The organism is Tannerella forsythia 92A2 (assembly GCF_000238215.1).
In the GTDB taxonomy this organism is placed as follows: Bacteria; Bacteroidota; Bacteroidia; order Bacteroidales; family Tannerellaceae; genus Tannerella; species Tannerella forsythia.
Genome location: NC_016610.1, coordinates 2679391 through 2697874 on the forward strand (window position 1 = coordinate 2679391; position 18484 = coordinate 2697874).

The 18484-nt window shown below is 46.5% G+C and carries 14 protein-coding genes and 2 pseudogenes; 9 read left to right on the top strand and 7 right to left on the bottom strand.

The window, feature by feature from the left end:
* Positions 1-132: 132 nt before the first annotated feature.
* Together BFO_RS10905 and BFO_RS10910 are read right to left on the bottom strand one after the other, a co-directional pair.
* Complete coding sequence (locus tag BFO_RS10905) at positions 133-825, bottom strand: porin family protein (RefSeq protein WP_041590883.1); 693 nt, start codon at positions 823-825, stop codon at positions 133-135.
* Positions 822-2612: a PBP1 and LysM peptidoglycan-binding domain-containing protein gene (locus tag BFO_RS10910; RefSeq protein WP_014225785.1), complete on the bottom strand. Its 1791-nt coding sequence runs from the start codon at positions 2610-2612 to the stop codon at positions 822-824. The genes BFO_RS10905 and BFO_RS10910 overlap by 4 nt, the downstream gene beginning before the upstream one ends.
* A gap of 161 nt (positions 2613-2773) precedes the next feature.
* Between BFO_RS10910 and BFO_RS14545 the strand changes: the two genes are divergently transcribed.
* The 6 genes from BFO_RS14545 to BFO_RS10935 are packed head-to-tail and all read left to right on the top strand — an operon-like array spanning position 2774 to position 8876.
* Complete coding sequence (locus BFO_RS14545; protein WP_052299283.1) at positions 2774-3148, top strand: hypothetical protein; 375 nt, start codon at positions 2774-2776, stop codon at positions 3146-3148.
* Entirely contained in the window at positions 3102-4097 is a 996-nt protein-coding gene (locus BFO_RS14175) for a T9SS type B sorting domain-containing protein (protein WP_052299284.1), read from the top strand. Before BFO_RS14545 ends, BFO_RS14175 begins: the two co-directional genes overlap by 47 nt.
* Positions 4097-5071, top strand: coding sequence for a lytic transglycosylase domain-containing protein (locus BFO_RS10920; RefSeq protein ID WP_014225787.1), 975 nt, complete (start codon positions 4097-4099; stop codon positions 5069-5071). Before BFO_RS14175 ends, BFO_RS10920 begins: the two co-directional genes overlap by 1 nt.
* A gap of 32 nt (positions 5072-5103) precedes the next feature.
* On the top strand, positions 5104-7977 hold the full coding sequence (gene uvrA / locus BFO_RS10925; RefSeq protein ID WP_014225788.1) for an excinuclease ABC subunit UvrA: 2874 nt from the start codon (positions 5104-5106) through the stop codon (positions 7975-7977).
* A gap of 4 nt (positions 7978-7981) precedes the next feature.
* Positions 7982-8200, top strand: coding sequence for a hypothetical protein (locus BFO_RS10930; protein WP_014225789.1), 219 nt, complete (start codon positions 7982-7984; stop codon positions 8198-8200).
* A gap of 40 nt (positions 8201-8240) precedes the next feature.
* Entirely contained in the window at positions 8241-8876 is a 636-nt protein-coding gene (locus tag BFO_RS10935; protein WP_014225790.1) for an IMPACT family protein, read from the top strand.
* A gap of 71 nt (positions 8877-8947) precedes the next feature.
* On the opposite strand, the gene BFO_RS10940 is transcribed toward BFO_RS10935, so the two are convergent.
* The gene (locus BFO_RS10940) at positions 8948-9286 is read right to left on the bottom strand and encodes a hypothetical protein (protein ID WP_041590884.1); all 339 of its coding nucleotides are present in this window, start codon (positions 9284-9286) and stop codon (positions 8948-8950) included.
* 237 nt (positions 9287-9523) lie between these two features.
* Here BFO_RS10940 and BFO_RS10945 point away from each other — a divergent pair, with 237 nt between their 5' ends.
* The gene (locus BFO_RS10945) at positions 9524-10699 is read left to right on the top strand and encodes a M24 family metallopeptidase (RefSeq protein ID WP_041591323.1); all 1176 of its coding nucleotides are present in this window, start codon (positions 9524-9526) and stop codon (positions 10697-10699) included.
* Positions 10699-12387, top strand: a complete 1689-nt coding sequence (locus tag BFO_RS10950; protein WP_041591324.1) for an alkaline phosphatase — start codon at positions 10699-10701, stop codon at positions 12385-12387. Before BFO_RS10945 ends, BFO_RS10950 begins: the two co-directional genes overlap by 1 nt.
* Positions 12388-13252: 865 nt before the next feature.
* On the opposite strand, the gene BFO_RS15130 is transcribed toward BFO_RS10950, so the two are convergent.
* Together BFO_RS15130 and BFO_RS10960 are read right to left on the bottom strand one after the other, a co-directional pair.
* Positions 13253-15091: a M43 family KLIKK metalloprotease mirolysin gene (locus BFO_RS15130; RefSeq protein WP_014225796.1), complete on the bottom strand. Its 1839-nt coding sequence runs from the start codon at positions 15089-15091 to the stop codon at positions 13253-13255.
* A gap of 2 nt (positions 15092-15093) precedes the next feature.
* On the bottom strand, positions 15094-15471 hold the full coding sequence (locus tag BFO_RS10960; protein WP_014225797.1) for a hypothetical protein: 378 nt from the start codon (positions 15469-15471) through the stop codon (positions 15094-15096).
* A 514-nt stretch (positions 15472-15985) separates the two neighbouring features.
* Here BFO_RS10960 and BFO_RS15135 point away from each other — a divergent pair.
* Positions 15986-16219, top strand: coding sequence for a hypothetical protein (locus BFO_RS15135; protein WP_074453014.1), 234 nt, complete (start codon positions 15986-15988; stop codon positions 16217-16219).
* Between the two features lie 227 nt (positions 16220-16446).
* Here the strand turns inward: BFO_RS15135 and BFO_RS16685 are convergent.
* Positions 16447-16710 (bottom strand): annotated as a pseudogene (locus tag BFO_RS16685) (S8A family KLIKK protease mirolase); the annotation flags it as partial.
* A gap of 423 nt (positions 16711-17133) precedes the next feature.
* Positions 17134-18372: pseudogene (locus BFO_RS16690) on the bottom strand (S8 family serine peptidase); the annotation flags it as partial.
* Positions 18373-18484: the final 112 nt, after the last annotated feature.

Sequence of the window (18484 nt, forward strand, 5' to 3'; positions counted from 1 at the left end):
AACGAATGATGCGGCAAGGCGGTATCAACAATTGAGCTTCACCGTCGTAAAAGAAAACAGTGAAGATTACGTCATGGTTTGTAATTTGTGATACCGGCTTATTCGGAAGAATTGCTCTTTGCTAACGCTCGTTCAGCGAATAGGAATCAGGTAAGACAGTTTGGCCGAGAACACCTGAGGGGAGGCTTTGGAAAAAACGTCTTGACGGCGAGTGTTGTAGAAGTCTCCCAACGAATAGTAATAGCGTGCTTCGAGCTGAAAGCAACCGATTCCGGTACGTATTTCAAGTCCCGGCCCGCCGCACAGTCCCCACGCAAATTTTTTTTCGGCCGCCATCGTATGCTGAGCATTTGTTTTATTGGGGGTTGCTCCCCGCAGGTTTTCTTCCGTGCTTTCACCCGTCAGCCATCCAATTTGCGGACCCATATTGAAGAAAAAACGCACCCGTTCACTACCAAAATAAATATGCGTTAAAAACGGCATTTCGATGTAGTTCATTCGGCGGATGTATCGATAATCAAGATACGTTTCGGGATTGGGATAACCTTCGGGCGCTTCGAAACGTTCGTTCCAGCCCTGCTGCTTGAAGTTGACTTCGAGTTGCAAGCCGAGGTTTTTTTCCGTGGTCCATCGCACCGTCAACCCTCCGTTATACCCGAATAGCATTTGTTGCTGTACCTTGGGTGCAAAAAACACTGACGAAGCGTTGATGCCGCCCGAAACCCCGGCTTCCCATTCCTTACGAAACGTTTCCTGCGCCCGGACAGGGCAGAAAAGCACGACAACCAGACCCACAAAAAGTAAAACCCGTCTTTTCGTCCTCATTCGCTTCGTACGATGGATAAGTCTTTGTTGTAATGCACAAAATAGAGATTCATATTCATGAATCCGCCCCAATTGTTGGTACGCGTATCGAAGCGCAGACCGGTCTGCAGGCTCTTGTAAGGCATCTGCCGGAGATAGTCTTCGAAATGAGCACCGAGTTTACAGATGGCGCTCATGAAGTACATGCCCGTGTCGAATCCCAGCATCGCATAACGGGGATACGTCTGGCTCATATTTTTTTTATACCAGTATCTGTATTTGGCGTTGAAGCTTTGTGTCTGCGACGAAAAACTGTTTACATAAAACGGCGTATAGATATATGTACTGAGTGCAAAGAAATCTTCGATACATTCATTGGCATACGTCTGCCATTCCGGATAGCCGAAGAGTGTCAGTTGATAGCCCTGACTCTTGTCGGCCAGCATCCGTAACGGCCCTTTGATTTTTACAAGCGCCTCAAGCGAACCTGATAAAGGCATGACAAGATTCGGTTTCGTGGGACTCAGCACGCCGACAAGGTCGTTACGGAAAGTCCGTTCGTTGTAGTTAATCTCACAAAATGAAATGTTTCTCTGGGTCATATCAGCCTTGAATGTGCGGATGAACTCCATTTTCGGTTCTTTATCACCCGTATTGACCAATATCACATTGTAATTCGCAAACAATGTGCAAGCACGCATGGTCGCATAGGAATAGAGGTACGACTGAGGGGTATTCACCTGAAAGACGTAAGCATTACCCGAAGTAACCCTGTCGCTCTTCGATGATAACGGGATAACATATCTGATCTCATGTTTTCTGGCGTAATCGGCAATCATTTCAATTTGTTCGTTGGTAACGCCTCCGATCATCAGATGTACATCCGTCAGACGTTCGTTCTTGAGCACTTCCCGGGTTTTCTGTATGCCGTCACCAATATCAAACACCGACAGGTCAATCGAGCAGCCCATCTTCTTCAAACTGTCTACCGCCAGCAGAAATCCTTCATAATACTCAACGATACGCGCCGAATTTTTTGTGTCACCCGTTTGAAACGGTAATAGTAAAGCGATCCTCGCAACATCGACCCGCTGCATCTCTTTCCGATACTTAATCAGAGCATTGATATCGAATTCATTCGCTTCATGCGCTTGTGTCGTGACCGTTTCTTCCGTTTCCATCGGCACCTTGATGACCATGCCTGCTTGCAGCCCGCTTTTCAACTCCGGGTTAAGTTTGATCAGCTCACTGCTGGTCGTGTTGAATTTCTTGCAAAGGCGATACATCGTTTCTTTCTTCTTGACTTTATATTCAATTTCTTTCGTGACCTTTTGGATCGCTCTCATCGGCAACGATTCGATCCGGGTGGCCGGAATACGGATGGTCTTTCCAGCAGAGAAAGTCAAAGATGTCAATCCGGGATTATCCCTTGTAATATCTTCAGCATTAACATTATATTGTTTTGATATACCATACAGCGTTTCACCTGCACGGATCGTATGATACGTGTGCAAGTCTTCTGTTCCCGTAGCGGGATGATCAGATACATGTTTCTGAGGGATTTTCAATATCTCACCCACTTTGATATAGTCTCGGCTTGTCGGATTGAGGCGATAGATATCCTCTATATCAACATTATACATTGCAGAGATGGCATATACAGTCTGTCCGCGTTCAACCGTATGGTGAAATATATTTTCGTCTTGTCCGTTATTCGTAAGAAGTTGGGACCGATTTTCCTGTGCGAACACAAACGTTATCGACAAGCTGACTAAAAAAGTGAGCAGGTGAATGATAAATCTGTTCATTGTTCTTCTATTATTTTTTAGGCAAAGATAGCATATATTTTTTCATCCGGACAACCGATAAAAGAAAAAAGCGCGTGAGGGAAAGTGGGTGAAGCCTTCTTGTCGTTGTAGGATAAAGTTGTATTTTTGTAAGCTGATTCGGAATACGTATGCAAAAAAGAATGTTTAGGATAATCACAGGCAGTATGCTCCTACTGATACTTTCAGGAGCTAAACTGTGGGCACAGTATCAGGTCGAGGGTAGCACCAAAAAGCCGTTGAAAGTGGTGGAAAATACGGCATATAAATTGCAGGTCTATTTAGTCTATGGCATGGAAGGGGTGACGATCAGATATACTTCCGCCTCTGCTTCGCATCAATGGTTTCGTTATAAAACGAAGGCAACCGTTGAAGATGAATGGGAAGCTGTCCCTGCAACACAGAACGGAACAACTTCGACGGTGATCAATCCGGCGGAAGGATACGGCTATTTTGTTAATGACGGGGGGGATGAAACATTATGTTTGGCTAATCGATTACAGCAAATATCCGTTTAACATCAACCATCTGAAGGTTGACGAATCATCCGATCCCTGCTCGGGCTTACGTCTTGCCGGCACGGTGGACATGCCGTCGTTAACATACTTTCTGCCGGACGGAAAAGAAGCCGAGGTCAAGCGCGAGTTTGAAGTAAGTTATCTGACGCAAAAATGGAGTGAATCCGGAAAACAATTTATTGAAGAGTTGGCGATGGATACGCTCAGAGGAAATCCGTTCGGTACGCAAATCCGTCCACCTCTACGCGATACGAAAATTGAATTGACGGGAGATTTGTTTGCACGTCACTTCGGAGTAGAACGATCCGCTGCGACCGATTTATTTAAAACGGCAGCCATCGAGGTACATGCCGACACGCTTGTTTCGTCGGAAAGCAAAACGAATCTATCACGAAAGGACGGAGAGTTGCTCGCTCCGGCCGATGTTCATTTTAAAGCGTATGCCAATACTCCCGTCGCTTCGCTGTTCGTTTGGCAGATTGTGAAGAAAGAACCGGCAGGCGACAGACCGCTTGTCCGTTTTACGGAGCCGGAGATGGATTATACGTTCGATACGGCGGGCGAATATAAGGTAACGCTCGAAGTGAGCGATCGCTCGGGAAAATGTACGCACAACGAGACATCATACCATATCCATATTACGGAGACCGTCGTTAAGGTTCCGAATGTATTTACTCCGGGCGATTCGCCGGGAGTGAATGATATTTTCAAGGTGGTTCATAAGTCGGTGGTACGTTTTCAGGCGTGGGTATTCAATCGATGGGGAAATGAATTGTATCACTGGACCGATCCGAATGAAGGATGGGATGGTAAGTATCGCGGAAAGTATGTACCTGCGGGAGCTTATTATTATGTGATCGAATATACGGGAACCGACGGAAAAACGCATACACTGAGCGGAGATATTAATGTCGTAAGATCAAGTAGAAGAAACAGTCAAAAACCCTAATGAAAAAAGACATAAGCACAATTATCATTGCTATTTCGCTGACTGGTGGGATCGGCCTGACGGCATGCCTGTCGGTCGGTTCACAAGACTCGGAGCAGGTGATGCAGGAACGGCCGGCTGTTTCGTCGGTCACCATGACGCCTGCTGTCCCTACGCATGTTACATTTTGCGGAGAGAAAATCGATCTGACCCGATATAATATGTATGAAAGCATGGACAGAGAGTTGAGCAGCTTCACTTACTTTCACTCAACGACCATGCTGATGATCAAACGGGCAAACCGTTATTTTCCCGTGATCGAACCGATCTTGAGAGCCAACGATATCCCGGACGATTTCAAGTATCTGGCCGTTATCGAGAGTCACCTTGATCCGCGAATCGTTTCTCCGGCGCGGGCTGCGGGCATATGGCAGTTTATGGAGGCAACCGCCAAACAGTACCAATTGATTGTTACCCCGACAGTAGATGAACGGTACCATGTGGAACGTGCTACGGAAGCTGCCTGCCGTTATCTCAGGGAGGCTTATGTCAAGTATGGCGACTGGGTTTCGGTGGCCGCATCGTACAATGCCGGAATGGGGCGCATCTCGACCGAATATGCTCGTCAGAACGAAGCGTCGGCACTGAATTTGTGGTTAGTCGAAGAGACATCGCGCTATGTATATCGGATTTTCGCCATCAAACAGATTTTTGAGAATCCGTATAAATATGGCTTTGTGCTACATACGAAAGATTTATACCGTCCGATTTCATGCGAAAAGGTGATCGTTTCAAACGATATTCCCGATCTGGTAGCATTTGCCAAATCGCATAACATCACGTATGCCGACCTGAAACGTTTTAATTCATGGTTGAGAGATACGAAACTCGTCGTCAATGGGAAAAGCTTTGCAATCTTGATTCCGAACAAAAAAGACATGTATTATAACGAACCGAACCAAACGGTGCACGATAAACGTTGGGTGGTACGGTAAATACCGGCTACGGAATGTTTCAGTAAATAATTATGGCGAAAAAAAAAGAAAATAGTCAAAGCGAGCAGATCGAAAGGGGAAGTATCGGCGTCTGGGGAGCACGTGTTCACAACCTGAAAAATATTGATGTCGTACTGCCCCGTAACAGTTTATCCGTGATCACTGGGATGAGTGGAAGCGGTAAATCGTCGTTGGCGTTCGATACGATCTTTGCCGAAGGGCAACGACGTTATATCGATACGTTCTCGGCGTATGCACGAAATTTCTTAGGGGTGATCGAACGTCCCGATGTAGATAAGATCACCGGATTGAGTCCGGTGATCTCGATCGAACAGAAAACGACGAACCGAAACCCGCGTTCAACGGTCGGGACGACCACCGAGGTATACGACTTCTTACGTCTGCTCTATGCACGTGCCGGCGATGCCTATTCGTATCTGAGTGGCGAAAAGATGGTCAAGTATACCGAAGAACAAATCTTGGAACGGATCTTTCAAGAATACAAAGGCAAGAAAACCTATATACTGGCTCCGTTAGTGCGCAACCGAAAGGGACACTACAAGGAACTGTTCGAACAGATACGCAAGAAAGGTTATCTGCATGTTCGTGTCGATGGCGAGTTGCAGGAGATACGTCACGGCATGAAGTTGGATCGTTATAAGATGCACAGCATCGAGGTAGTGGTCGACAAGATGATTGTTTCCGCAACCGACGGGCAACGCCTGAAAGAAAGTCTCCGTACGGCAATGAAGCAAGGCGATGGATTGATCCTCCTGCTGGATGCCGACCGTGACGAGACGCGGTATTACAGCCGGCGACTGATGTGCCCTGTGACAGGACTATCCTACAGTGAACCGGCACCGCATAACTTCTCGTTCAATTCCCCGCATGGAGCATGCCCACGCTGCAAAGGACTCGGAGAAGTGAATATTCTGGACATGAAAAAAATTGTCCCGGACCCTTCCATGAGCATTTATAACGGAGGTATCGTGGCATTAGGGAAATATAAAAAGTCACTCATTTTCTGGCAGATCGAAGCACTTTGCGAAAAACATGGTGTCACGATCAAAACACCTATTAAAGAGATTCCCGAAGAAGCGATGGATGAGATTATGAACGGTACCGAAGAGAGGATTCATATTCGGAACGAATCGATGGGAAATTCCGGCTATCTTTATGCTTACGAAGGAGTTGTCAAATATATCCTGATGCAGCAGGACGATGATGCTCCGGCTTCGGCGCAGAAATGGGCAGAGCAGTTTATCAGCATGACGGAATGTCCCGAATGTCATGGGCAACGCCTGAATAAAGAAGCCCTTCATTATCGTATCGATGGCAAGAATATTGCCGAGCTGGCTCAGATGGATATAGCCGAGTTAGCCCGATGGGTAAACAGGATAGAGAAGAAAATGTCGCCCGTGCAACAGCAAATTGCGGTGGAGATATTGAAAGAGATTCGTTCCCGGCTTGAATTTATTCTGGAAGTCGGCCTTGATTACTTGTCCTTGAACCGACCTTCGTCCACCCTCTCCGGGGGAGAGAGTCAGCGTATCCGACTGGCTACGCAGATCGGCAGCCGATTAGTCAATGTGCTGTATATCCTCGACGAACCGAGCATCGGACTACATCAGCGAGATAACAAACGGCTCATTGACTCACTCAAGGAATTGCGTGACATGGGTAACTCTGTGATTGTCGTGGAACATGACAAAGACATGATGTTGAATGCCGATTACGTAGTTGATATGGGGCCTAAGGCCGGTCGTCTGGGCGGCGAAGTCGTCTTTGCCGGTACTCCGCAAGAAATGATCGCAACCGACACGCTGACGTCTTCATACTTGAACGGAAAAAGATCGATCGATGTACCGGCCGTTCGCCGTAAAGGGAACGGCCATTGGCTTGTGTTAAAAGGAGCTACAGGGAATAACCTGAAGAAGGTCGATGTCTCGTTCCCGCTAGGTACGCTGATTTGCGTCACCGGCGTTTCGGGAAGTGGAAAATCAACCCTGATCAATGCGACCTTGCAACCGATCCTGAGCAGACATTTCTACCGTTCGCACCGCTCGCCTCTCAGCTATCAGTCAGTCGAAGGATTGGAACATATCGATAAGGTGGTGGATGTGGATCAGTCGCCGATAGGACGATCTCCCCGCAGTAATCCGGCTACGTATACCGGAGTGTTTTCGGATATTCGTAACCTGTTTGTCGAACTGCCAGAGGCGAAGATACGCGGGTATAAACCCGGACGTTTCTCGTTCAACGTGTCGGGAGGTCGATGCGAGACTTGCAAAGGGAACGGATATAAAACGATTGAAATGAACTTCTTGCCCGACGTATTGGCTCCTTGCGAAGATTGCCACGGCAAACGTTATAATCGTGAGACGCTGGAAGTACGCTATCGCGGCAAATCCATCGCAGACGTGCTGGATATGACCATCAACATGGCTGTCGAGTTTTTTGAAAACATACCTTCTATTCTCAATAAAATCAAGGTGCTGCAAGATGTGGGACTGGGATACATCAAGCTGGGACAACCTTCGACAACCTTATCGGGAGGGGAAAGTCAACGGGTGAAACTTGCGGCCGAACTGTCAAAGCGCGATACGGGACGTACACTCTATATTCTGGACGAACCGACTACAGGATTGCATTTTGAAGATATCCGCGTACTTCTGGACGTGCTGAACAAACTTGTCGACAAAGGAAACACGATCATCGTGATCGAGCATAATCTGGACATCATCAAATGTGCCGACTATTTAATCGACATGGGCCCTGACGGCGGAAAACAAGGCGGACAGATACTGTTTACCGGAACACCGGAAGCGTTGGTAAAAGCGCGGACAAAGAGTTTTACAGCACCGTTTTTAAAAGAAGAACTATCTGACAATAATAATATGAAATAAAAAGATGAAGAATCCGATACAGATGATCAAGCAATGCAACGAGAAGGACGAGCCCTACTTTCTGTTGCGCGGTCAGGATATTTGTGCACTTCCTGCCATCGAAACTTATTACGAAAATGTTAAAGACAAGGTGAAAGATTCGCGTTTTATCGAAGAGATCGAAGAAATCATGAAAGACTTCCGCGCCTATTCGGAAGAACAGCAGATGCACATTCCGGACTGACCTGCTGACAAAAAAACAACGAGAAGGATAACCGCAACCGATGTCCGATCTATACAAAACTATTCGTGCCACAAGCGAAGGCTATTATACGGAGAAACGCAGCCGTTTTTTATCGTTCGCCATCCCTGTGCGTACCCCCGAAGAGGCTAAGTTGCAGGTGGAGGCCTGCCGAAAGAAATATTATGATGCGCGTCATGTCTGCTGGGCTTATATGTTGGGTGCCGATCGTACTACCTTTCGATCCAACGACGACGGAGAGCCTTCATCGACAGCCGGCAAACCGATACTCGGACAGATCAATTCGAAAGGACTGACGGATATCCTCGTGATCGTCGTGCGCTATTTTGGGGGCATCAAACTTGGCACAAGCGGCCTGATAGTTGCTTATCGTTCGGCCGCTGCCGAAGCGATTGCTGCCGCCGAAGTAGAAGAGCGTACGGTAGATGCGGAATGTACTGTGGTATTCGAATATCCTTCTTTGAAGGATATCATGCGGGTGGTGAAAGATATGCAACCTGCGATCGTTTCACAAACATTCGAAACAAATTGCGAGATGACACTCCGTATCCGTCAAAGCCGGGAAGAGATATTAAAGAGCCGTTTGTTGATGATCGAAGGTGCTTATCTAAAAGACGACGAACAATTAACAATTGACGATAAAAAAGAGTCTTTATAACTCAAAAAAAAAGCTGTCCCGAAGATTCGTATTTCCGAGACAGCCCTTTTCTTTGTAGTGATGAAATATGTTTACTTAATGATCCTGAATTTACCGACCAACGGAAGCTCTTTCATTTCACCTTTAGCGGCATTGATAATCCCGATAATGGCAAAAATAAGGATTACAAAGTTCAAGAGACCGATAATGCCGAAAAAAGGAGACACGAATGTCAATACCGTGGATAGTAACCAAATCACGAATCCTGCAATAAGAAGAATAAGCCCCTGATTCGTATGGAAACGTGCAAAACGCGATTCCTTAGCGGCAAACAGCGGAACAAAAACGAGAAGTCCAAAATAAGCAAGGATGGCCATTACTTTGTTAGCCTGTACATCTTGCGGATCTGCGGTAAAGTTTTCTTGTGACATACTAAACTATTTTTTAAAAGTTAATACTATAATATATGTATATAATTGTTTCCAATCAGAATTTCCGCAAAGATACAAATCTTTTCAAAACCCTATAAAGAAATCCGATATTTTTTATCTGTTTTGTTCTTGTTTCTTTTCTCATTTGAATGGATGCCACAAAAACACAGCATTCTTCAAACAGCACAAAAAAATTTTTATATCTTTGCGGTCGATGATTTCTAAAACCAGGCAATGATGACAGGAAGCACATTGGTCGACGATCTTTTGATCAGGCGAAAGAAGGTACAGGAAGCGCTCGTTCGGGCAGGAATGGAAGGTCTCTTACTGGCCTCCGAAGTAAATATCTATTACATGACCGGGTACGTCTTCAACGGCTATTTCTATTTATCGGCCGAAGGAGAAACACAGTCTTTCGTAAAGCGTCCGATCGATTTTGCAGGCGAACAGGCAATATTTATCCGCCGACCGGACGATATCACCGCCTGTTTCAAGGCGCAGGGCCGGCCACTCCCTCAAAGACTCATGCTCGAAGCCGACGGACTCTCTTACAACGATTATATGCGTCTGGCTACGCTCTTCTCTCTTGTTGAGACAGGCAATGCCTCCACGCTGATGCGCACTGTAAGAATGGTAAAGACCCCCTGGGAGCTGGAGCAGATGCGTTACTCGGCCGAACGACATGCAACCACCTACGCTGAAATCCCTTCTTGTTTTCGCATGGGAATGACCGATCTGGAGTTGCAGGTGGAGATTGAACACCGAATGCGGCTCAACGGCTCCATCGGACTGTTCCGCACCTACGGCCCCAACATGAGCATTTTTATGGGAAGCGTGCTGGCCGGACGAAATGCCGCCGCCTCTTCACCTTTCGATTTCGCGCTTGGCGGAGCAGGACAGACCGCCCTTTGTCCGATTGGCGCCAACGGTACGCCGCTGACCGACGGCACAGCCATCCTGATTGATATGGCCGGAAACTACACCCCCTACCAGACGGATATGACACGGGCATTTTCCGTCGGTCGACTGTCCGATAAGGCATATCGCGCTCATCAAACGGCGCTCGACATACAGGCGGCCGTAGAGGCGACCGCGCGGGTCGGAACAGCTTGCGCCGAGCTGTATCAGTTAGCCCGCTCGATGGCAGAGAAAGCCGGACTGGCGGACTGCTTCATGGGCATACGCCAGCAGGCCAGGTTTGTCGGTCACGGCATCGGACTCGAAATCAATGAGCTCCCCGTACTCACACCGCGTTCGAAAGAAGTCTTGCAACCCGATATGGTCTTTGCCTTCGAGCCGAAGTTCGTGATCGAAGGCTCGGGAGCCGTAGGCATTGAAAACAGCTTCCGTGTTACGACGGAGGGACTTGAAAAATTGACTCGATTTGAGGAACAAATAATTTCTTTAACATGATGAAAAAAACAGTTTTTTTGGTCTTGCTGGCATGTCTTGCATGGCAAGCCCACGCTATGGAACCGGAACAGGTAAAACCGGTTAAAAACCTGATTGTCTTGATCCCTGACGGGACGTCGCTGGCCACGATCTCTACCGCCCGCTGGTATCAGTGGTACATGAACCCTGACATGCCCAAGCTGGCTATCGACCCTTACATCTGTGGTACGGTACGCACACACTCGTCGAACGCTCCGATCGGCGACTCGGCACCAACCACTTCATGCTATATGACCGGTCACCCCAGTCGTACAGGCTATGTGGCGACCTATCCGCCGCATGATCCCGGAAATGACATTTATCCGATGGACCCGAAACGCGCCTACCAGCCGATGATGACGCTGTTAGAAGCCATGAAACTTGTGCAACACAAGGCTACGGGATTAGTCTTCACCTGTGAATTTACGCACGCAACACCGGCCGACTGCTCGGCGCACAGTTACAGCCGCAAACGTTACGAATGGATCGCTCCGCAGATGGTACATAACGATATTGATGTAGTTATTGGCGGAGGCACTTCGCTGCTCGACGAAGCCGGCGAAGCTTATCTGAAAGCAAACGGATACAATGTATACCGTAACGACATGGCCGGAATGCGCAGCGACAACTCGAATAAAATGTGGGCCCTGTTCGGCGACCGTGATATGGCGTATGACATCGACCGCGACCCGGCACAACAACCGTCCATCGAAGAGATGACGAAAAAAGCATTAGACAAACTCTCGAAGAACGAAAACGGTTTCTTCCTGATGGTAGAAGGAAGTAAAGTAGACTGGGCAGCGCACGGCAACGATCCGGTGGGCATGCTGACCGATTATCTGGCTTTCGACAAGGCGTGCCGCGTAGCGTTCGATTTTGCACGCCGCGACGGCCATACGCTCGTTGTGATGGTATCCGACCATGGAAACAGCGGGTTCAGCCTCGGACGCCGCGACTGCAAAGGATACGACAAACTCACGAAAGATCAGCTGTTCGGAACCGTTACACAAATCAAACTCTCGGCCGACGGATTTGCCAAGAAGCTCAACGAACAACCGTCTTCGGCCGTGCAGGAGATTTTCCGCCAATATGCCGGCTTTGAATTGACCGACGAAGAACTCCAGAGTCTCTATCATTGCAAAGGCTACAAGAACAGTCCGATCCCTGAGAACGAACGCAGTGAGAAAGAAGCACTTGCATCGCTCTACAGCAGCTCGCTGAATGGGTTCATTGCCAAACTGATTACCTCGAAAACATGCTTCGGCTTTACAACAAACGGCCATACGGGCGAAGATGTACTTCTGGCGGCCTATCATCCGGCAGGTACTCTGCCTATGGGAATGCATACGAATATTGAGCTGAACCATTATATGACCGCCGCCGTGGGGCTGACGGGCAAATTGGACGAGCTGACCGACGCCAACTTCGCACCGCATACCGAAGTGCTGAAAGGCTATACGTATTCCATATTGCCTCCGGCTACGGAAAAAGAAAACCCCACACTGGTGGTGAAAAACAAGAAAAAACAGCTCACCATCACGCCTTATACGAACATTGTCAAACTGGGCAAGAAAGGAAAAGAAGAAATGCGGCTGCAGACGGTGATCGTCTATGTCGACAAGAACGAAACCTTTTACCTGCCTCGTACGATTACCGACTATTTGAAATAAAAATTCATTGCCGTCCGATAAAACGGCATAGAGCCAACAAACAGATGCTTGACAATTGATAATCCAAAGTCAAGTATCTGTTTTTGATTTCCAAGCCCCCCAGTCAAAAAACGATAATTGTAGCAGAGGTGATTCCGCTGTTGCTTTAAGCCTCGCTTCCCAATCTTTTTCGGGATGATTGAACCCAAATTACGCGATACACGGTTCGGCGTTTACCATTAATAATGAACGTACGAATGTACGACAAGGGTTACGTCAGGCTTACAGCCCTTCGCCGAGACGCGATGCCTTTTTCCCCAGCGCTTCGCATTGGGCTGAATTAACACGCCCTTTCAGGGCTCTTACAGCAGTCAGCCGTCAGTTCCGCATTCCTCCTTGGAAGGGGGGAAAGGGGGATGTGCATATCGGCGTTATGACGGTTGAACACAGAGGTTTGCCCCTACATGAACTGCCCTTTCCTCTACCCTGTCATTCAGAGCACTTTCCTTGTCATTCAGAGTGTCAGCGATGAATCTTTCCTTCCTCGCGGGATTCCTCACGGCGTTCGGAATGACAGGGGTACATGTCGTAGAGACGCAAATCATTGCGTCTCTACGGTGCGTACTGCGTTCATTTGCGAAATTTGCGTTCGGACACCGTGTACCCTGTACATAACCATTACCCGAAAGGGCTGCAAACCAGATATATTTCAGCCCCATCCCGCAAGGGTGGGGTAATTGATACCCATACCTTATTCAGAGGGCTGAAAGCCTGACATGATCGTTAGCGGTCAGTTTTCAAGCAGTCAGCTATCATCCAACAATCAAACAACTCAACCATTCAACAGCTCAACGCCCGAAGGGCATCACTTTTCATTTTTCGTTTTTCACTTCTTAATCAATTTCTGCGTGTACGTCTGTCCGTTTTTGACCACGCGCACGAAGTACAGTCCTGCCGGCAGTCCGGCCATCGGGATTTGGAACGTCGGCTCATTCGTCCGGAACGAGCGCAGCATCCTCATACCGCTCCAGATTTGGATTTCGTAAGCGCTTCTCTCGGTCGAGAGCACGCTTAATCCGCTGACCTCGTCCGTCTCCGTCAGCTGCAAGGTCACTGCATCCGTTGCCGGGTTGGGGGAGAGGGTGAATATCACATTGCGATTGCCTGTCCGAGAGAAGAAAAGAAGAGTCTTTTCTTGACAGCCCCCCTTCACTTTGAATGTAAAAGGGATTCCTCCAGACCCTAAAGGCAATTGTAATAATAACATCTTTTGACTCTCAACATAGTACCAATATAATGGAGGAATACTTCCCGTGAATTCAATTGTTTTCCTGTACATATTATCCAGATAAATTCTTGTCATACATCCTTGATATAAGAAGTTTGCCCCGTCTATCAATTCTCCGGTTATGGATGGATGGTGCACTCCATAAAACGTACATTCTTCTTGTACATATCGTCCTTTTTGGACAGTTGAATTATCTTTGACAATTATCTTTTTAGAGAGTGTTACCATATGAGATGCTCCTTGGTATATTTTTGCCAATATAAAGATATCAGCAGAACAGTTGTAAACATTATACAAGGTACACTGATTTGTCTGAGGAGAATTGTTGGCTATCAAAGGATACGGGTTCCCTGACATAGAAGTACTCCATTGAACGGTGGTTCCCGTGGGCAAATTTGCAATTTTATAAATCGCATTGTCACAAAATTCCGAAGGGCCTGTAATGGAGAAAGAAAGTGGATTCGTTAATTCATTCGCATAAATCTGCATTTCACGTCTGATACCTGTTTGAGTATCAAATAACGATCTCATACGCTCTACTTGTCCCTTTGTAAACAAATTCATACAGGCATCATACGTGTAATCCATATAATTCATAAACATAACCCCGGGTGATGTGTTTGTACAATGATCTGTTTTAGGGAACGAAGGACATCCTTCATTATACCCTCCCTGATTCGGTGTATCTGCAATATTGTCAGTACCAGAGCAACTGCCCCCATCATCTCCCCAAATATGACGTAGGTCTAACCAATGCCCTACTTCATGCGTCGCTGTCCTGCCTTTATCATAGGGAGATTCAGCACTGCCATCTCTCCCGAAGTGTTTGTAGTGAATCACGACTCCATCTGTATTGGGTTTTGTTTGAAATTCAAATGGAAACTGGGCATAGCCTAAAAGATCATCGCCTAAATTACAGACCCAGATATTCAAATAACGTCTTGTATTCCATGCATTATTTCCACCCAAATTTGAGAATTTAACATTGTCCATTTCCATAGAAAAAGTTTCTGTGGAAGTCGATGTTCGGGTAATTCCATTTGTTGTATTCCCGTTAGGATCTCTTCTGGCCAGTTTAAATTCAATATTAGCATTGCCAGCGAGATTAGCGAAAGCTGAAGGAGTGTTTGCCTGATCGGCATTCATTCGGCGAAAATCCTCATTCAATACCTGTATTTGAGAAATAATCTGAGCATCACTGATGTTTTGCGCTGAATTATTGTATACTACATGTACTACAACCGGGATCAGAATTGTGGAAGAAGGCACACTACGAGAATGTAATTTTATTTGATTTTCCCAATCCGTTATCCGCTGGTATTTTAACGGTTCTGTCCGCCGGATTTGTTCCATATTCAACTCAGAACCACATGTCCGTTGTGAATAGCCATTGATCCATAATGCAGAAGCCAATATGGATAAAATTATTTTTTTCATGATCATTTCTTTTTTATAGTTGATAATTTAATAAAGTAAACAGGATCCCGTTTAATCCACGGCTTGATATATTCGCTACAATCAAAGACTTCTCCACTGATTATAACGGGGAGGCCATCTTCTTTGTATTTTTTAGGAATATCACATCCGCGGGGGATAAGATAAAGTCCACGTACAAGCTCTTTATTCTCTATTTCCAAAGCAAAATCATTTCGCCTTTTTATATATCGAAAATGGGCATTTTCATTCTTAAGGGTTACAATCGGAATCTTCTCTTCCACACATTCGCATGAGCAAGAGGCATGGCTTTCTTTCTCACACCCCGCTCCTGCTGTTAGTAAAAGCAGGGTACTTATCCATAAAATGATTTTCTGTTTCATGTTTTTCTGTTTTTTTAAAGTTTATACTTGTTTTCTGCGTTCCGGATATTTCTTTTACGCTGTGCCTCCGGTGCGGCTTGTGAGGCGCATCGAATTGTCGGGTGGAGTGTCGGTCGTTATTTCCATAGCCATGCGTTTTTGATGATACTACAAAGTTAGAAACATTTTTTGAGAATATGCAAATATTTTGTCTGTTTTTTTGCGTCCTTTGCGTTGTTCTTTGCGAACTTAGCGATAAGATCACCGCAAGGATCGAAAAGGTTACGCAATATGCACGCACGTTTGTTCAAGCAAAACATCTCGACCATTAAATAAATCAATATTTTATATCAGGCTTACAGCCCTCCGCAAGGAGATTGCTTTTTCCCCAGCGCTTCGCATTGGGCTGAATTAACACGCCCTTTCAGGGCTCTTACAGCAGTCAGCCGTCAGTTCCGCATTCCTCCTTGGAAGGGGGGGAAGGGGGATGTTCATATCGGCATTATGACGGGTGAACACAGAGGTTTGCCCCTACATGAACTGCCCTTTCCTCTACCCTGTCATTCAGAGCTCCTCCTTTGTCATTCAGAGCACTTTCCTTGTCATTCAGAGTGTCAGCGATGAATCTTTCCTCTTCCTCGCGGGATTCCTCACGGCGTTCGGAATGACAGGGGTACATGTCGTAGAGACGCAAATCATTGCGTCTCTACGGTGCGTACTGCGTTCATTTGCGAAATTTGCATTCGGACACCGTGTACCCTGTACATAACCATTACCCGAAAGGGCTGCAAACCCGATATATTTCAGCCCCATCCCGTAAGGGTGGGGTCCCGTCCAACCTTGTTCGGAGGGCTGTAAGCCTGATGTAATTTATCGGTCAGTATTCAGCCATCAGCTTCCATCCAACAATCAAACAACTCAACAGTTCAACAATTCAACAATTCAACGCCCGAAGGGCATCACTTTTCACTTTTCGTTTCTCACTTTTCACTTTTCTCATTTTTTGATCAATTTCTGCGTGTACGTCTGTCCGTTTTTGACCACGCGCACGAAGTACAGTCCTGCCGGCAGTCCGGCCATCGAGATTTGGAATGTCGGCTCATTCGTCCGGAACGAGCGCAACATCCTCATACCGCTCCAGAGCTGGATTTCGAAAGCGCTTCTGTCGGTCGAGAGCACGCTTAATCCGCTGACCTCATTCGTCTCCGTCAGCTGCAAAGTCACTTCGTCCGTTGCAGGGTTGGGGGAGAGGGTGAGATAAAGATTATCGTAAACCCCAATTCCCATGGTGTAATAATCTCCTACTCCACATTCATTTGTCGCTCTGCACACAAGTTGATAAGAGCCGGGATTATAAAAAGCAATATCAATCGATTCCGTACCGTTGCCATACAGAGAGTTGCCATTCAGGGGATTTAAGATCCATTGATAGCTTGAAGGAATAGGTGCATTATTGCTTATAACGGCACGATATGAAGCATATTGGCCTGTAGGAACCCTCTGCTCTCCGATGATATTACTGATAGATGGTGCACCAAAATAGGTTTCTTTGGTTAATAATGCAATTCTTATATTGTTAAACAATATTTCTGCATGAATAATTTCCATTCCGTTACGAAATTTAGTAAAAGTAGCAGTATGGGTTCCTTGTCCTGATGTCAATGTAACATTATTATTGCTTACACTCCATTGTACCGTTGCTCCCTGCGGCAGGTTTTCTACCGTATAGGTAGCTTGATCGCAGACGGACGAAGGGCCGGAGAGGCGCGGGGCTACGGCAGCATGAGCATCCACAAGGCCGTAACCATACGTATTGTCAAATCCGGCAGAGCCTAAATCTCTTGCCGTATTTTGGAGTATTGTTCTCACTTGCGCCTCGGTCAAATCGGGTCTTACGGATAACATCAATGCCGCGACACCCGCTACTTGAGGACAGGCAGCGGAAATACCGCCAAAATTTGCCATATAGTTTGTATTATTATACCCGAAATTACCCATTCTATCTGTTGTTCTTATATCTCCGGAAAGATTAACATTCCCACTCGGTGCAACCAAATCCATTGAAACTCCACGCTGGCTGTAATTCCAAATATTACCTCTATTATCAATTGCCCCTACAGTAATAACCCCTTCTACATTAGAGGGAAAAGCGACGTCCGTAACCCCTTGCAGCCCCCAAGCATTACCTGAGGCGAAAATAACAGGACAGCCGCGTCCATCCCTTCCTTGAGTGCGCGCCCTGTTGATTGCGGCAACTATAGCATCCGAAATATTAGCTGTTGCACCATAACCCCAAGAATTACTTAATATATCGGCAGAGTGAGTATCCCAAGCTGCATCAATGGCATTGGCTACATCCTGAAATGTCTCTCTGTATCGAACAAAATCCATCCAGTAATACCCATTAAATATCTGGTCTATAAACCAGTCATTAAAAATATTGATGGGTATTATGCGAACTTGCGGGGCAATACCTCTAATCCCCATACCATTATGATTTGCGGCAATAATTCCTGTGCAAGCCTGTCCATGACCTATAGGGCTGTCATTGTCGTTCGGATAAGGAGTTGAAGGAGGATTAGTGTTATTGGGAGCGCCGTTTCTGTTGGGGTTCTCTGCGGATGACCTCGCCGTAAAGCCGGGCAGCAAACGTCCGGCCATATCTTCGTGCGCCTCTACACCGTCATCTATAACCGCTACTCTTACGGATGTATTCCCCGTGGTTATATTCCATGCTTCAGGAGCATTAATATCGATATTGTTTGTCCCGCCAAACTGTCCGGTATTGTTTAGGTAATACTGCTGAGGATAAAGCGGATCGGTTTGCGTCTGAGTTTTGCGTAACGGAAAAGAGAAGTTCGGATGGCAATACCCCACTTTCATATATCCGGTTTGCATACTCAAACAATTTGCTCCAATCATTTACATCCAATACAAAAGTATTGTACTTGCTTCTATGAGTAACCTTTACATTATTCTTGGTTAATGTAATAATCTGATTAATTTCAATGCCTTTTTTAGGTGCTAACAATAT

Coding starts and splice junctions, on each gene's coding strand:
- BFO_RS10920 (WP_014225787.1), top strand. CDS start 4,097: ATGAAAAAAGACATAAGCACAATTATCATTGCTATTTCGCTGACTGGT.
- BFO_RS10945 (WP_041591323.1), top strand. CDS start 9,524: ATGACAGGAAGCACATTGGTCGACGATCTTTTGATCAGGCGAAAGAAG.
- BFO_RS10930 (WP_014225789.1), top strand. CDS start 7,982: ATGAAGAATCCGATACAGATGATCAAGCAATGCAACGAGAAGGACGAG.
- BFO_RS15130 (WP_014225796.1), bottom strand. CDS start 15,091: ATGAAAAAAATAATTTTATCCATATTGGCTTCTGCATTATGGATCAAT.
- BFO_RS10935 (WP_014225790.1), top strand. CDS start 8,241: ATGTCCGATCTATACAAAACTATTCGTGCCACAAGCGAAGGCTATTAT.
- BFO_RS15135 (WP_074453014.1), top strand. CDS start 15,986: ATGAACTGCCCTTTCCTCTACCCTGTCATTCAGAGCTCCTCCTTTGTC.
- BFO_RS10905 (WP_041590883.1), bottom strand. CDS start 825: ATGAGGACGAAAAGACGGGTTTTACTTTTTGTGGGTCTGGTTGTCGTG.
- uvrA (WP_014225788.1), top strand. CDS start 5,104: ATGGCGAAAAAAAAAGAAAATAGTCAAAGCGAGCAGATCGAAAGGGGA.
- BFO_RS10910 (WP_014225785.1), bottom strand. CDS start 2,612: ATGAACAGATTTATCATTCACCTGCTCACTTTTTTAGTCAGCTTGTCG.
- BFO_RS10950 (WP_041591324.1), top strand. CDS start 10,699: ATGAAAAAAACAGTTTTTTTGGTCTTGCTGGCATGTCTTGCATGGCAA.
- BFO_RS10940 (WP_041590884.1), bottom strand. CDS start 9,286: ATGTCACAAGAAAACTTTACCGCAGATCCGCAAGATGTACAGGCTAAC.
- BFO_RS14545 (WP_052299283.1), top strand. CDS start 2,774: ATGTTTAGGATAATCACAGGCAGTATGCTCCTACTGATACTTTCAGGA.
- BFO_RS10960 (WP_014225797.1), bottom strand. CDS start 15,471: ATGAAACAGAAAATCATTTTATGGATAAGTACCCTGCTTTTACTAACA.
- BFO_RS14175 (WP_052299284.1), top strand. CDS start 3,102: ATGAAACATTATGTTTGGCTAATCGATTACAGCAAATATCCGTTTAAC.